The sequence below is a fragment of the Pseudomonas sp. 05N431 genome (assembly GCF_056397005.1).
This window is the reverse complement of record NZ_JBFTMN010000004.1, coordinates 525,437-539,145: the sequence shown is the minus strand read 5'-3', so window position 1 is coordinate 539,145 and position 13,709 is coordinate 525,437. Positions and strand designations below refer to the sequence as shown.

General features: G+C 60.6%; 13 protein-coding genes. 4 read left to right on the top strand and 9 right to left on the bottom strand.

What is annotated here, in order from left to right; all coding sequences use genetic code 11:
* Window positions 1-16: 16 nt before the first annotated feature.
* Window positions 17-2,323 (top strand): CHASE2 domain-containing protein, encoded by a 2,307-nt coding sequence (locus AC1DIG_RS10115; RefSeq protein WP_477767191.1) that lies wholly within the window; start codon window positions 17-19, stop codon window positions 2,321-2,323.
* Between the two features lie 348 nt (window positions 2,324-2,671).
* Here AC1DIG_RS10115 and AC1DIG_RS10110 read toward each other — a convergent pair whose 3' ends face one another.
* The 4 genes from AC1DIG_RS10110 to glyQ form a co-directional block, all read right to left on the bottom strand.
* Entirely contained in the window at window positions 2,672-3,442 is a 771-nt protein-coding gene (locus tag AC1DIG_RS10110; RefSeq protein ID WP_477767190.1) for a lysophospholipid acyltransferase family protein, read from the bottom strand.
* Between the two features lie 64 nt (window positions 3,443-3,506).
* Window positions 3,507-4,046 (bottom strand): D-glycero-beta-D-manno-heptose 1,7-bisphosphate 7-phosphatase, encoded by a 540-nt coding sequence (gmhB, locus tag AC1DIG_RS10105; RefSeq protein ID WP_477767299.1) that lies wholly within the window; start codon window positions 4,044-4,046, stop codon window positions 3,507-3,509.
* A gap of 4 nt (window positions 4,047-4,050) precedes the next feature.
* On the bottom strand, window positions 4,051-6,105 hold the full coding sequence (glyS, locus tag AC1DIG_RS10100; protein WP_477767189.1) for a glycine--tRNA ligase subunit beta: 2,055 nt from the start codon (window positions 6,103-6,105) through the stop codon (window positions 4,051-4,053).
* Window positions 6,102-7,055, bottom strand: a complete 954-nt coding sequence (gene glyQ, locus AC1DIG_RS10095; protein ID WP_031319418.1) for a glycine--tRNA ligase subunit alpha — start codon at window positions 7,053-7,055, stop codon at window positions 6,102-6,104. Before glyQ ends, glyS begins: the two co-directional genes overlap by 4 nt.
* 81 nt (window positions 7,056-7,136) lie before the next feature.
* On the opposite strand from glyQ, the gene tag reads away from it, so the two are divergent.
* The 3 genes from tag (at window position 7,137) to AC1DIG_RS10080 (ending at window position 8,950) form a co-directional block, all read left to right on the top strand.
* The gene (tag, locus tag AC1DIG_RS10090; protein ID WP_477767188.1) at window positions 7,137-7,700 is read left to right on the top strand and encodes a DNA-3-methyladenine glycosylase I; all 564 of its coding nucleotides are present in this window, start codon (window positions 7,137-7,139) and stop codon (window positions 7,698-7,700) included.
* 51 nt (window positions 7,701-7,751) lie between these two features.
* The gene (locus AC1DIG_RS10085; RefSeq protein WP_123581836.1) at window positions 7,752-8,639 is read left to right on the top strand and encodes a lysophospholipid acyltransferase; all 888 of its coding nucleotides are present in this window, start codon (window positions 7,752-7,754) and stop codon (window positions 8,637-8,639) included.
* A 71-nt stretch (window positions 8,640-8,710) separates the two neighbouring features.
* On the top strand, window positions 8,711-8,950 hold the full coding sequence (locus AC1DIG_RS10080; protein ID WP_054594888.1) for a PilZ domain-containing protein: 240 nt from the start codon (window positions 8,711-8,713) through the stop codon (window positions 8,948-8,950).
* A gap of 16 nt (window positions 8,951-8,966) precedes the next feature.
* Here AC1DIG_RS10080 and AC1DIG_RS10075 read toward each other — a convergent pair whose 3' ends face one another.
* From AC1DIG_RS10075 to def, 5 genes are all read right to left on the bottom strand, one after another.
* Entirely contained in the window at window positions 8,967-9,281 is a 315-nt protein-coding gene (locus AC1DIG_RS10075; RefSeq protein ID WP_477767187.1) for a tetratricopeptide repeat protein, read from the bottom strand.
* Window positions 9,282-9,441: 160 nt separating this feature from the next.
* Window positions 9,442-10,815: a Trk system potassium transporter TrkA gene (gene trkA, locus AC1DIG_RS10070; RefSeq protein ID WP_054594890.1), complete on the bottom strand. Its 1,374-nt coding sequence runs from the start codon at window positions 10,813-10,815 to the stop codon at window positions 9,442-9,444.
* Window positions 10,816-10,838: 23 nt separating this feature from the next.
* Complete coding sequence (gene rsmB / locus AC1DIG_RS10065) at window positions 10,839-12,149, bottom strand: 16S rRNA (cytosine(967)-C(5))-methyltransferase RsmB (protein WP_477767186.1); 1,311 nt, start codon at window positions 12,147-12,149, stop codon at window positions 10,839-10,841.
* A complete protein-coding gene (gene fmt / locus AC1DIG_RS10060) occupies window positions 12,146-13,105 on the bottom strand; it encodes a methionyl-tRNA formyltransferase (protein ID WP_427542215.1) in 960 nt (319 codons plus the stop codon). Before fmt ends, rsmB begins: the two co-directional genes overlap by 4 nt.
* A 66-nt stretch (window positions 13,106-13,171) precedes the next feature.
* Window positions 13,172-13,678, bottom strand: a complete 507-nt coding sequence (gene def, locus AC1DIG_RS10055; RefSeq protein WP_145017680.1) for a peptide deformylase — start codon at window positions 13,676-13,678, stop codon at window positions 13,172-13,174.
* Window positions 13,679-13,709 lie beyond the last annotated feature (31 nt).

Here is a 13,709-nt window from a genome sequence, read left to right as displayed (position 1 = left end):
ACTCGGCTCATTGTCGATGAAGCACTGGCCAAGGAAGGAGGGTCGCGAGCCAACCCAGGCCCAGCAGCTGTTTCGTCGGATGGTCCGCGAATGGCTGTGGGTCAGCCTGATCCTGCTGCCGCTCACGGCGCTTCTGTCCTTGAACCATGGGCTGACGCTGAGCAATCTGCTGTACGACAACCTGCGGCGGCTGAGTCCGCTACCGGTCGACCCGAGAATCCTCATTGTCACCATCGACGATTACAGCTTGCAGCAACTCGGTCAGTGGCCCTGGTCGCGGACCTTGCACGCCGACCTGCTGGATCGGCTCAGCGCTGCGAAGGCCAAGGGCGTACTGTTCGACGTCATTTTCAGCGAGCCTGACAAACTTCCCGACAACGACCTGCGTCTGGCACAGGCTGCATGCCGGGCCGGTAACGTGTTCGTGCCTTTGCTGCGCGAAGGGGTTGCCCGTTATGGACAGCCATTGGGTGAAATCGAACCCGTGGCGCCGTTGAGCCTCTGTGCCAAAGGTATCGGGCATATCAACGCCGAGGCGGACGCTGATGGCATCGTACGCAGCGTGTACCTGCGCGAAGGCCCTGAGCGTAATCCAAGGGCGCAACTGGCCTGGCTGCTTTATGAGACGACCACCGACAACCCGGATACCCTGCCCGGCTCGCCGTTGTCATTGACGGTTCAAGGCTGGCAACGAACCAACGGCATTCGAATCCCCTTTATCAGCGCGAATGCAGGTTTTCCCAGCGTTCCTTACGTCAGCGTGCTGCGGGGTGAAGTGCCACCCGAGCTGCTGCGTGATCGCCTGATCCTGATTGGCTCTACGGCGCCTGGGTTGGGCGACCGCTATGTAACACCGCAATCAGCGAGCATTGGAACCACGCCGGGCATCGAGATTCAAGCCAACATCCTCAATGGTCTGCTGCAACAGCGCAGCATCGTAGTACTTGCCGATGGCTGGGCGGTCGGGTTGTCGACGGCCATCGTCGCATTGCTGCTGGCCTTGCTGCTGTTCCGTCCACGACGCGCCTTGTGGTTGACCCTGGGCTGCATGGCGCTGGCGCTGCTCGCCTCGGCGCTGTTGCTCCGAGCCGGTTGGTGGTGGTCGCCCACTGCCAGTTTGCTGGGGATGTTGCTGGGGTATTTGATCTGGAACTGGCGACGCCTGAGCGCAGTGCTCGCTTATTTCGGCTGGGAACTGGCACGGCTGGATAGTGAACCGAAAGTGTTTCCAGAGCGCCGCCGCACGCCGTCACCGGCCGGCGATGTCTTGCAGGGGCAGATCGTCGCGCTGGAACAGGCGATGAGCCGGACGCGCGATACCCGACGCTTCATCGCCGACGGTCTGGAATACCTGCCGGTGGCGACGCTGATCAGCGATCCCAATGGTCGGATCCTGCTGGCCAACCGCAATGCACGGGGGGTGTTTGCCAGCGATCTGGTCGGCGAAGACCTGCTTCGACGGCTCTCGGAGATTGGTTATCCGGGGCTGCTTGAGCATGGAAGTCCGGCGCTGTCGATGCTTGAGACCAGCGAGTTTCGCGACACCCAAGGACGAAGTTTGCGTCTGGACCTCGCTCCATTGCTGCCGGCTGAAGGCGGAACGGCGATTGGCTGGTTGCTCAGCCTGACGGACTTGAGCCTCGAGCGCGATGCCGAGGAGCAGCGCGCGGTGCTGCTGCGGTTTCTTTCCCATGACCTGCGCGCCCCTCATTCAGCGATTCTGGCCTTGCTCGACGTCCAGCATCACCAAGGCACGGGTGACGCGCAGCTGTTCAGCCAGATCGAGTTGCAGGTACGCAAAGCCTTGAGCCTGACCGAGGCTTTTGTGCAACTGGCCAAAGCCGAGTCCGAGGCGTACCAGTTCGAACCGAGCATGTTCGCGATGCTGGTGCTTGATGCGTTTGATCAGGCGATGAGCATTGCGCAACTCAAGCAGATCGTGCTGTTGCATGATCTGGATGAAGAAGCGGAAGGCATGGTCCTGGCCGACCAGTCGTTGCTGACCCGGGCGCTGTTCAACCTGCTGGAAAACGCCATCAAGTACAGCCCGGCGGGTTCGCAGGTCAGCGTGCGGGTGAGTTGTGCACAGGGATGGCTGACCTGCGAGATCATCGACCAGGGCAAAGGTATTGCAGCCGACGAACTCCCCGAACTGTTCAGCCAGTACCGGCGCTTTGCTTCGTCTCAAGGCAGTGAGGGGTTGGGCCTGGGGTTGTCGATGGTCAAAGCTGTGGTGGATCGCCACGGTGGACGGATTTTCTGTGAAAGCCAGGTTGGGCAAGGTACGACGTTCAGCGTTCAATTGCCGTTGCTGGATGAATGAAATACTTCCCCGTAGCAGCTGCCGAGCCCGCGAGGCTGCGTTCGGCTGCGGAGCAGTCGTAAATCCTGTTTGCGAGGTCTACCTGAACCACCGCGGTTTCTGATTTTACGACTGCTTCGCAGCCGAACGCAGCCTCGCGGGCTCGGCAGCTGCTACGGATCGCGTGATAACCGGGGGTGAAACAGGCATAAAAAAACCGGCGCAAATAGCCGGTTTTTTTTGCGTCGTGAAAACTTATGCACGTTTTCTGGCGTTTTATGAGCTTAAGAAATATCTATATAAATCATAAATTTAGCTAACAAATAAGACGCTTTTCAACAAAACGGTACACAGGTTATCCACAGAAGCTCAGACAGTCTCTTTATCCGCTGCAGCAGGCTGTGGTGGCAGAGAACCCATGTCCCGCTGGGTCTGCTCGTTCCAGGCCGCGGCGCGATCGTTGAGCTCGGCAATCGCCCGTGGGCCGCTGCCTTCTGCATACATCGGTGCACCAATGACAACAGTGATGGTGCCAGGTGTTTTCAGCCAACCGGTTTTCGGCCAGAACTTGCCGGCGTTATGGGCGATAGGCAGCACAGGCAACTGCGCATTGACCGCCAACGCCGTGCCACCACGAGAGAACTTGCCGACCGTGCCGAACGGAACGCGGGTGCCTTCCGGGAAGATCAGCACCCAGACATTGTCCTTGAGCAGTTCATCGCCCTTCTTCGCCACATGCTTGAGCGCGGCTTTCGGGTTGTCGCGATCGATGGCAATCGGCCGCAGCATGGCCATCGCCCAACCAAAGAACGGCACATACAGCAATTCGCGCTTGAGCACCTGGCTCAACGGCTCGAAGTAGGCCGACAGAAAGAACGTTTCCCAGGTGCTCTGGTGGTTCGACAGAATCACGCACGGTTGGTCGGGGATGTTCTCGGCGCCTTTGACTTCATAGCGAATATCCAGGAACACCTTGCTCAGCCACAGCGCGCAGCGGCACCAGTAGACGTTGATGAAACGGTAGCGTGCCTTGAACGGTAAAAAAGGCGCGATAAAAAAGCTCAGGCTGCACCAGAGCAACGAGCTGGTGCCCAGCAGCAGGTAAAAAAGAAAGGTTCTGATTGCCTGCAAGATCGACATAGCGGCATTTGCCTATTAAAAAGTGCGCTCCCGAACAGTCCTTGATCAGGATGTCAGAATCGCCCTAGTTGTGGATAAGTTCTGCGGCAATCGCCGCCAGATCGTCAAAAATCAAAGTACCTACCGGTAGGGTTTTACCCAAAGTCTTTTCGCCTTTCCCGGTTTTTACCAAAACTGGCTGACAGTCGACGGCTTTTGCCGCCTCCAGGTCACCGAGACTGTCGCCAACGAACCATAGGTTAGTCAGCGCCACGTCGTAATGTGCGGAAATGGTTTTAAGCATGCCGGGTTTTGGCTTACGACAATCGCAGCCTTCGTCGGGCCCGTGCGGGCAATAGACGATGAGGCCGAGTTCGCCGCCCTGCTCTGCCACCAACGTGCGCAAGCGCTCGTGCATGGCGTCGAGGGTGGCGACATCGTAGTAGCCGCGAGCAATGCCGGACTGGTTGGTAGCGACAGCTACCGTCCAGCCGGCCTTGCTCAACTGCGCGATGGCTTCGATCGAGCCGGGGAGCGGAATCCACTCCTCAACCGACTTGATGTAAGCGTCGGAGTCGTAATTGATCACTCCGTCCCGATCGAGAATCAGCAGTTTCAACAGCAGCTCCTCAACCCAGCAACGAGATGTCGGCAACGCCGAGGAACAGACCGCGCAAACGTGCCAGCAACGCATAACGGTTGGCGCGGACCTTGGCGTCTTCCGCATTGACCATTACTGCTTCGAAGAACGCATCGACCGGCTCGCGCAACGCAGCCAGACGTGCCAGCGATTCGCTGTACTGACGGGCTGCAGCCATTGGCTGTACCGCTTGATCCGCTTGCTGGATCGCCGAGTACAGCGAGAATTCGGCGGCGTTGTCGAAGTACTTGGCTTCAACGGTGCTCGGCACGCTGCCTTCGAGTTTGCTCAGCAGGTTCGATACGCGCTTGTTCACCGCAGCCAGTGCGGCGGCTTCCGGCAATTTGCGGAACGCTTCCACCGCTTGTACGCGCTGATCGAAGTCCAGGGCCGAACCCGGTTTCAGGGCACGAACCGACAGGTAAGTGGCGACATCCACACCTTCGTCTTCGTAACGGGCACGCAGACGGTCGAAGACGAACTCCAGCACCGAATCAGCCAGGCCGGCAGCCTTGACCTTGGCGCCGAACGCGGCAACGGCGAAGGCCACGGCGTCGGTCAGGTCGAGCTCGAGCTTCTTGTCGATCAGGATCCGCAACACACCGAGCGCGGCACGGCGCAGGGCATACGGGTCTTTGCTACCGGTGGGCAGCATGCCGACACCGAAGATTCCGACCAGGGTGTCGAGCTTATCGGCGATGGCCACGGCCGCACCGGTCAGGGTGGTCGGCAATTCAGCGCCGGCACCGCGCGGCATGTACTGCTCGTTCAGCGCCAGTGCGACATCTTCCGGCTCGCCATCGTTGAGAGCGTAGTAGTAACCGGCGACACCTTGCATCTCCGGGAACTCACCGACCATCTCGGTCGCCAGGTCGCACTTCGACAACAGGCCGGCACGCGCCGCCCACTGGGCGTTGCCGCCAATGTGTGGAGCGATGAACGCGGCGAGTTTGGAAACGCGCTCGGCCTTGTCGTAGACGCTGCCGAGTTTTTCCTGGAACACCACGTTCTGCAGGCGCAGGTTGAAGGTTTCGAGTTTCTGCTTCTTGTCTTGCTTGAAGAAGAATTCGGCGTCGGTCAGACGTGGGCGAACCACTTTCTCGTTACCGTCGATGATCTGCTGCGGGTCTTTGCTTTCGATGTTGGCCACGGTAATGAAACGTGGCAGCAACTTGCCGTCGGCATCCAGCAGGCAGAAGTACTTCTGGTTGTCCTGCATGGTGGTGATCAGAGCTTCTTGCGGCACATCGAGGAAACGCTCCTCGAACGAGCACACCAGCGGCACTGGCCATTCCACCAGCGCGGTGACTTCGTCGAGCAGGTCCGGCGGAACGATCGCAGTGCCTTCCTGGCGGGTCGCCAGCTCAGCGGTACGCGTGCTGATCAGCTCGCGGCGCTCATTGGCATCGGCCAGTACGTAGGCCGCGCGCAGGTCGTTCAGGTAGTTGGCTGGCGAAGTGATGCGCACGCTTTGCGGGTGATGGAAGCGGTGACCACGGGAATCGCGACCGGCCTTCTGGGCGAGGATGGTGCAGTCGACAACCTGGTCGCCGAGCAGCATCACCAGCCATTGGGTTGGGCGAACGAACTCTTCCTTGCGAGCACCCCAACGCATGCGCTTGGGGATAGGCAGGTCGTTCAGCGAGTCTTCGACGATGGTCGGCAACAGGCTGACGGTCGGCTTGCCGGCGATGCTTTGGCTGTAACGCAGCTTCGGTCCGCTTTGATCGATTTCGCTCAGCTCTACGCCGCACTTCTTGGCGAAGCCCAGGGCGGCCTGGGTCGGATTGCCTTCGGCGTCGAAGGCGGCCTGACGTGGCGGGCCGTCGAGGTTGATGCTGCGATCCGGCTGTTGAGTAGCCAGTTTGGTGATCAGCACGGCCAGACGACGCGGTGCGGCGTAGACCTGTTTGGCTTCAAAGCCCAGGCCAGCGGCCAGCAGGCCCTTCTCGATACCGGCGAGGAACGCATCGGCCAGGGTGTTCAGGGCCTTGGGTGGCAGCTCTTCGGTGCCCAGTTCAACCAGGAAATCTTGAGCACTCATTGTGCAGCCTCCAGCTTAGCCAACACTTCATCACGCAAATCCGGGGTCGCCATCGGGAAGCCCAGCTTGGCGCGAGCCAGCAGGTAGGCTTGCGCAACGGAACGCGCCAGGGTGCGAACACGCAGAATGTATTGCTGACGCGCAGTCACCGAGATCGCCCGGCGTGCATCCAGCAGGTTGAAGGTGTGCGAGGCCTTCAGGACCATTTCATAGCTTGGCAGCGGCAGCGGTTGATCGAGTTCGATCAGGCGCTTGGCTTCGCTTTCGTAGAAATCGAACAGTTCGAACAGCTTCTCGACGTTGGCGTGTTCGAAGTTGTAGGTCGACTGCTCCACTTCGTTCTGGTGGAACACGTCGCCGTAGGTCACTTTGCCGAACGGACCGTCAGCCCAGACCAGGTCGTAGACCGAGTCCACGCCTTGCAGGTACATGGCCAGACGCTCGAGGCCGTAGGTGATCTCGCCGGTCACCGGGTAGCACTCGATGCCGCCCGCTGCCTGGAAGTAGGTGAATTGGGTCACTTCCATGCCGTTGAGCCAGACTTCCCAGCCCAGACCCCAGGCGCCGAGGGTCGGCGATTCCCAGTTGTCTTCGACGAAACGGATGTCGTGCACCAATGGGTCCAGGCCCACGTGCTTGAGGGAGCCCAGGTACAGTTCCTGGAAGTTGTCCGGGTTCGGCTTCAGGACTACCTGGAACTGGTAGTAGTGCTGCAGACGGTTCGGGTTTTCGCCGTAGCGGCCGTCAGTCGGGCGACGACTGGGCTGCACATAAGCGGCGTTCCAGGTTTCCGGGCCGATGGCGCGCAGGAACGTGGCGGTATGGAAAGTGCCGGCGCCTACTTCCATATCGTAGGGCTGAAGTACCACACAACCTTGCTCGGCCCAGTATTGCTGGAGGGCGAGGATCAAGTCTTGGAAGGTACGCACGGCTGGCGTAGGCTGGCTCACGAAATTCACCTGTTTCTTGGGCTGCGATTTAAAGAGCGGGAGTATACCCGATTCATTCGTCCGCACGCCCCCTGGAGCCTTATGCCACGCTGCTTTTGGTGTTCCGAAGATCCGCTGTACATGGCTTATCACGATCAGGAGTGGGGCGTACCGCTACGCGATGCGCAGCGCTTGTTCGAGTTGCTTTTGCTCGAAGGGTTCCAGGCCGGCCTGTCCTGGATCACCGTGCTGAGGAAACGCGAGCGCTACCGTGAGGTGTTGTTCGGCTTCGATGTACAACGGGTGGCGCAGATGAGCGACGCCGAAATAGACGATTTGATGCTCGATCCGGGGATCATCCGCAACCGTCTCAAACTAAATGCCGCACGACGCAACGCCCAGGCCTGGATGGCGCTGGAGGACCCGGTGGCGTTGCTCTGGTCGTTCGTCGGCGGCGTCCCGAAGATCAATCATTTCAAGGATCGCAGCGAAGTGCCGGCCGTAACGCCGGCCGCCGTGGAGATGAGCAAAGGTCTGAAAAAAGCCGGGTTCACATTTGTCGGCCCGACGATCTGCTATGCCTTGATGCAGGCCTCGGGCATGGTCATGGATCACACCACTGATTGTGATCGTTACGCCATCTTGCGCAGTGGGCGGTTAGAATAGCCGGCTCGCGACAAGGTTCATGACGTCGGTTCAGAAGATCAGGAGTGACCTGTGGATAAGTTTAAAGGCGCCTTGCTGGTAGGCGCTCTGCGGTTGTTTGCCCTGCTCCCGTGGCGGGCGGTGCAAGCGGTAGGCGCGGCGATTGGCTGGGTCATGTGGAAAACTCCCAACCGTTCACGCGACGTGGTGCGCATCAACCTCGCCAAGTGTTTCCCGGACATGGACGCCGCCGAGCGCGAGCGTCTGGTGGGACAGAGCCTGATGGACATCGGCAAATCATTGACCGAAAGCGCCTGCGCCTGGATCTGGCCGGCACAGCGTTCCATCGATCTGGTGCGTGAAGTCGAGGGCCTCGATGTGCTCAAGGACGCACTGGCTTCCGGCAAAGGCGTGGTCGGCATCACCAGTCACCTGGGTAACTGGGAAGTGTTGAACCACTTCTATTGCAGCCAGTGCAAACCGATCATTTTCTACCGGCCGCCCAAGCTCAAGGCGGTGGATGAATTGCTGCGCAAACAACGGGTGCAATTAGGCAACCGCGTGGCAGCGTCCACCAAGGAAGGCATCCTCAGTGTCATCAAGGAAGTGCGCAAAGGTGGTGCGGTGGGGATTCCGGCTGACCCGGAACCGGCTGAATCCGCCGGGATCTTCGTGCCCTTCTTCGCCACCAAGGCCCTGACCAGCAAGTTCGTGCCGAACATGCTCGCGGGCGGCAAAGCGGTCGGCGTCTTCCTGCACGCCCTGCGCCTGCCGGACGGATCAGGCTACAAAGTGATCCTGGAAGCCGCGCCCGAGGCCATGTACAGCACCGATACTGAGACGTCCTGCGCGGCCATGAGCCAGATCGTCGAGAAGTACGTGCGGGCTTACCCGAGCCAATACATGTGGAGCATGAAGCGCTTCAAGAAACGCCCGCCGGGCGAAGCGCGCTGGTATTGATCCGGCTGGCATGATCTGTGGATAACCTTGGGCTGAGGTTATCCACAACCGTTCAATCAAGGGCGCAGAAGATGTCCGAACACCGTAAGTCATTTCGAATCAAGATCCAGCACGAGAGCTTCGGCGAGTGCCTGGGCCAGACTCGCAACCTTTCCGCCAGCGGCGTCTACGTGAAGCACCCGACGCTCGCGGCTTTGGCCAAGGGTGCCGTGGTCTATGGCCAAGTGCAGGGGTTGCCGTGCGGTGCGCCACGAGTGCGCATGGAAGTGGTGCAGGTCGACGCTGAGGGTATCGGCCTGCGTTACCTTTGACCTGAGCGTTTTTTGATCAGTTGCCCAACCGGTCAAGCTTCTTCAGAAACACGCTCATTTCCTTTTCCGCCTGCTTGTCGCCATGCGCGCGGGCAGCTTCCAGGCCCTGTTCCCAGGCCTGACGGGCGGCTGCATGGTTTGCCTGCGCCAAATAAGCCTTGCCCAGCAACTTCCAGGCTGCCGAGTATTTCGGATCGAATTCCACGCAGCGGCTGAAATGCTCGGCCGCCTTGGCATTTTCACCCAGATCCAGATAACCCTTGCCCAGACCGAAGCGCAGCAGCGAGTTATCCACACCCTTGGCGAGCATTTTTTCCAGTGATTCGATCATCGGTAGCTTCCTTCTAAGGGGGCGTCAGCAAGGGATGTGGGTTTTCAAGATAGCTATCGCGAGCAAGCTCGCTCCCACATTTGATCTGTGGCGTACGCAAATCCACTGTGGGAGCGAGCTTGCTCGCGATGAGGCCTGGCCAGTCAGCGCAGAGCCCGGATCAGAAAAAGCTCAACCCCACGTGAAACAACTTCTCCACATCGCGAATATGCTTTTTATCCACAAGGAACAGAATCACATGGTCGCCGGCTTCGATCACGGTGTCGTCGTGGGCGATCAACACTTCTTCATCGCGAATGATTGCACCAATAGTAGTCCCCGGCGGCAGGACGATGTTTTCGATGGCCTTGCCGATGACCTTGCTCGACTTCGCATCACCATGGGCAATTGCCTCGATGGCTTCTGCCGCACCGCGCCGCAGTGAATGCACGCTGACGATATCGCCCCGGCGCACGTGAGCCAGCAAGGTGCCGATGGTCGCCAGTTGCGGGCTGATGGCGATGTCGATATCACCGCCCTGGATCAAGTCGACATAGGCCGGGTTGTTGATGATGGTCATCACCTTCTTCGCGCCCAGGCGTTTGGCCAACAGCGAGGACATGATGTTGGCTTCATCGTCGTTGGTCAGCGCCAGGAACAGATCGGCGTCGGCGATGTTCTCTTCCAGCAGCAAATCGCGGTCCGAGGCGCTGCCCTGCAACACCACGGTGCTGTCGAGGGTGTCCGAGAGGTAACGGCAGCGCGCCGGGTTCATCTCGATGATTTTCACCTGATAGCGGCTTTCAATGGCTTCGGCCAGCCGCTCGCCGATCTGCCCGCCGCCGGCGATGACAATGCGTTTGTAGCTCTCGTCGAGCCGGCGCATTTCGCTCATCACGGCGCGAATATTCGCTTTGGCCGCGATGAAAAACACTTCGTCGTCGGCTTCGATCACCGTATCGCCTTGCGGCAGGATCGGTCGGTCGCGACGGAAAATCGCCGCCACGCGGGTATCGACGTTCGGCATGTGTTCGCGCAACTGGCGCAGTTGCTGCCCCACCAACGGCCCGCCGTAGTAAGCCTTGACCGCCACCAATTGGGCCTTGCCCTCGGCGAAGTCGATGACCTGCAAGGCGCCGGGATGCTCGATCAGGCGCTTGATGTAGTGGGTCACCACTTGTTCCGGGCTGATCAACACGTCGACCGGAATCGCATCGTTGTCGAACAGGCCGGCGCGGGTCAGGTACGCGGCTTCGCGCACCCGGGCGATCTTGGTCGGCGTGTGGAACAGGGTGTGCGCGACCTGGCAGGCGACCATGTTGGTCTCGTCGCTGTTGGTCACCGCCACCAGCATGTCGGCGTCGTCGGCACCGGCCTGGCGCAGCACCGTCGGGAACGAGCCGCGACCTTGCACGGTGCGGATGTCGAGGCGGTCTCCGAGGTCTCGCAGGCGTTCGCCGTCGGTGTCGACCACGGTGATGTCGTTCGCTTCGCTGGCCAAGTGTTCCGCCAGCGTACCGCCGACCTGCCCGGCGCCGAGGATGATGATCTTCATCCGCTCACTCCCTTGAAATCCGCTTAACCGCGCGCGGCGGCAATCTTGATCAGCTTGGCGTAGTAGAACCCGTCGTGACCGCCCTCTTGCGCCAGCAACTGGCGGCCATGCGGTTGCTTGATGCCGGCCTGGCTGGCGATATCCAGCTCGCGAGCACCCGATGTGCGAGCGAGGAAAGCTTCGATGACTTCGGTGTTTTCGGTCGGCAAAGTCGAGCAGGTGGCGTACAGCAGGATGCCGCCGACGTCGAGGGTCGGCCACATCGCGTCGAGCAGTTCGCCCTGAAGTACCGCGAGCGCAGCGATGTCATCCGGCTGGCGGGTCAGTTTGATGTCCGGGTGGCGGCGAATCACGCCGGTCGCCGAGCAAGGTGCGTCGAGCAGGATGCGCTGGAATGGCTTGCCGTCCCACCATGCCTGAGTGTCGCGGCCATCGGCGGCGATCAGTTCGGCACTGAGGCCCAGCCGCTCAAGGTTTTCCCGCACGCGAACCAGACGCTTGGCTTCCAGGTCCACGGCTACCACGCCGGCCAGTTCTGGCTCGGCTTCAAGGATGTGGCAGGTCTTGCCGCCCGGTGCGCAGCAGGCGTCGAGCACCCGTTGGCCCGGCGCCAGGTCCAGCAGATCCGCCGCCAGTTGCGCGGCTTCGTCCTGCACGCTGATCCAGCCTTCGGCAAAACCTGGTAACTGGCGCACATCGCCCGGCGTGTCGAGCACGATGCCGTCCCGACTGAACACGCACGGCTTGGCCGCGACACCGGCATCACTCAGCAAGGCGAGGTAGGCATCGCGAGTGTGATGACGACGGTTGACCCGCAAAATCATCGGCGGGTGCGCGTTGTTCGCGGCGCAAATGGCTTCCCACTGCTCAGGCCAGAACGCCTTGAGGGATTTTTGCAGCCAGCGCGGGTGGGCGGTGCGCACCACCGGATCGTGCTCAAGTTCAGCCAGCAGTGCTTCGCTTTCACGTTGGGCGCGGCGCAGTACGGCGTTGAGCAGGGCTTTGGCCCAGGGTTTTTTAAGTTTGTCGGCGCAACCCACGGTCTCACCGATGGCGGCGTGAGCCGGGACGCGGGTGTACAGCAACTGGTAGAGGCCGACCAGCAACAGCGCTTCGACGTCAGCATCGGCAGCTTTGAAAGGCTTTTGCAGAAGCTTGGCTGCCAATGCCGACAAGCGCGGCTGCCAGCGGGCGGTACCGAAGGCCAGGTCCTGGGTGAAGCCGCGATCGCGGTCTTCGACCTTGTCCAGTTGCGTCGGCAACGAACTGTTCAGCGAAGCCTTGCCGTTAAGGACGGCGGCCAGGGCCTTGGCGGCGGCCAGACGCGGGTTCATTGGGCGTCCACCGCTTGGCCCAGGACGGTGCCAACGGCAAATTTCTCACGACGGCTGTTGAACAAGTCGCTGAAGTTCAGCGCCTTGCCACCGGGCAATTGCAGACGCGTCAGACACAGCGCCTGTTCACCGCAGGCGACGATCAAGCCGTCCTTGCTGGCGCCGAGGATCTCGCCCGGTGCGCCCTTGCCTTCGGCGAGGCTGGCCGCGAGCACTTTCAAGGCTTCGCCATTGAGCGTGCTGTGGCAGATCGGCCACGGATTGAATGCGCGAACCAGACGTTCCAACTCGACCGCAGGGCGGCTCCAGTCGATGCGCGCTTCGTCTTTGTTCAATTTGTGCGCATAGGTGGCGAGGCTGTCGTCCTGCACTTCGCCTTCCAGCGTGCCGGCGGCCAGTCCGGCAATCGCCTGAACCACTGCTGGCGGGCCCATTTCGGCGAGGCGGTCATGCAGGCTGCCACCGGTGTCATCAGCGCTGATCGGCGTGGTGACCTTGAGCAGCATCGGCCCGGTGTCGAGGCCGGCTTCCATGCGCATCACGGTCACGCCACTTTCAGCGTCGCCTGCTTCAACAGCGCGCTGGATCGGCGCCGCACCGCGCCAGCGTGGCAGCAACGAGGCATGGCTGTTGATACAGCCCAGGCGTGGAATATCCAGCACCACTTGCGGCAGGATCAGGCCGTAGGCCACGACGACCATCAAGTCCGGCTTGAGGGCCGCCAGTTCGGCCTGGGCCTCGGCGTTGCGCAGGGTTGGCGGCTGCAACACCTGGATGTTGTGCTCCAGAGCCAACTGCTTGACCGGGCTCGGCATCAGCTTTTGCCCACGACCCGCCGGGCGATCCGGTTGGGTGTAGACCGCAACGATCTCATAAGGGCTGTCGAGCAGGGCCTTGAGGTGTTCGGCGGCAAATTCGGGGGTGCCGGCAAAGACGATGCGCAGTGGCTCAGTCATGGGAATTCTCGGTTGGAAACACGCGGAAAAGAAAAAGGCTTGCCGCAGCAAGCCTTTGGAAGGGCATCAAGCGTTCTGGCGATGGAGCTTTTCCAGCTTCTTCTTGATCCGGTCGCGTTTGAGCGTGGACAGGTAATCGACGAACAATTTGCCGTTGAGGTGGTCGCATTCGTGCTGAATGCACACCGCCAGCAACTCTTCGGCGATCAGTTCAAAAGGCTTGCCGTCACGGTCCAGGGCGTTGATCTTCACGCGTTGCGGGCGGTCGACGTTTTCGTAGAAGCCCGGTACCGAAAGGCAGCCTTCCTGGTACTGACCCATTTCGTCGGTCAGGACTTCGAACTCGGGGTTGATGAACACCCGAGGTTCGCTGCGGTCTTCGGAAAGGTCCATGACCACGATGCGTTTGTGCACGTTGACCTGGGTCGCCGCAAGGCCGATGCCGGGTGCTTCATACATTGTTTCAAACATGTCATCGACCAACTGCCGCACTTCGTCGTCCACTACGGCCACCGGTTTGGCGATAGTACGCAGGCGCGGGTCGGGAAATTCGAGGATGTTCAAAATAGCCATAAGCGTAATTGCTGCACGTGTGAAGTAAAGT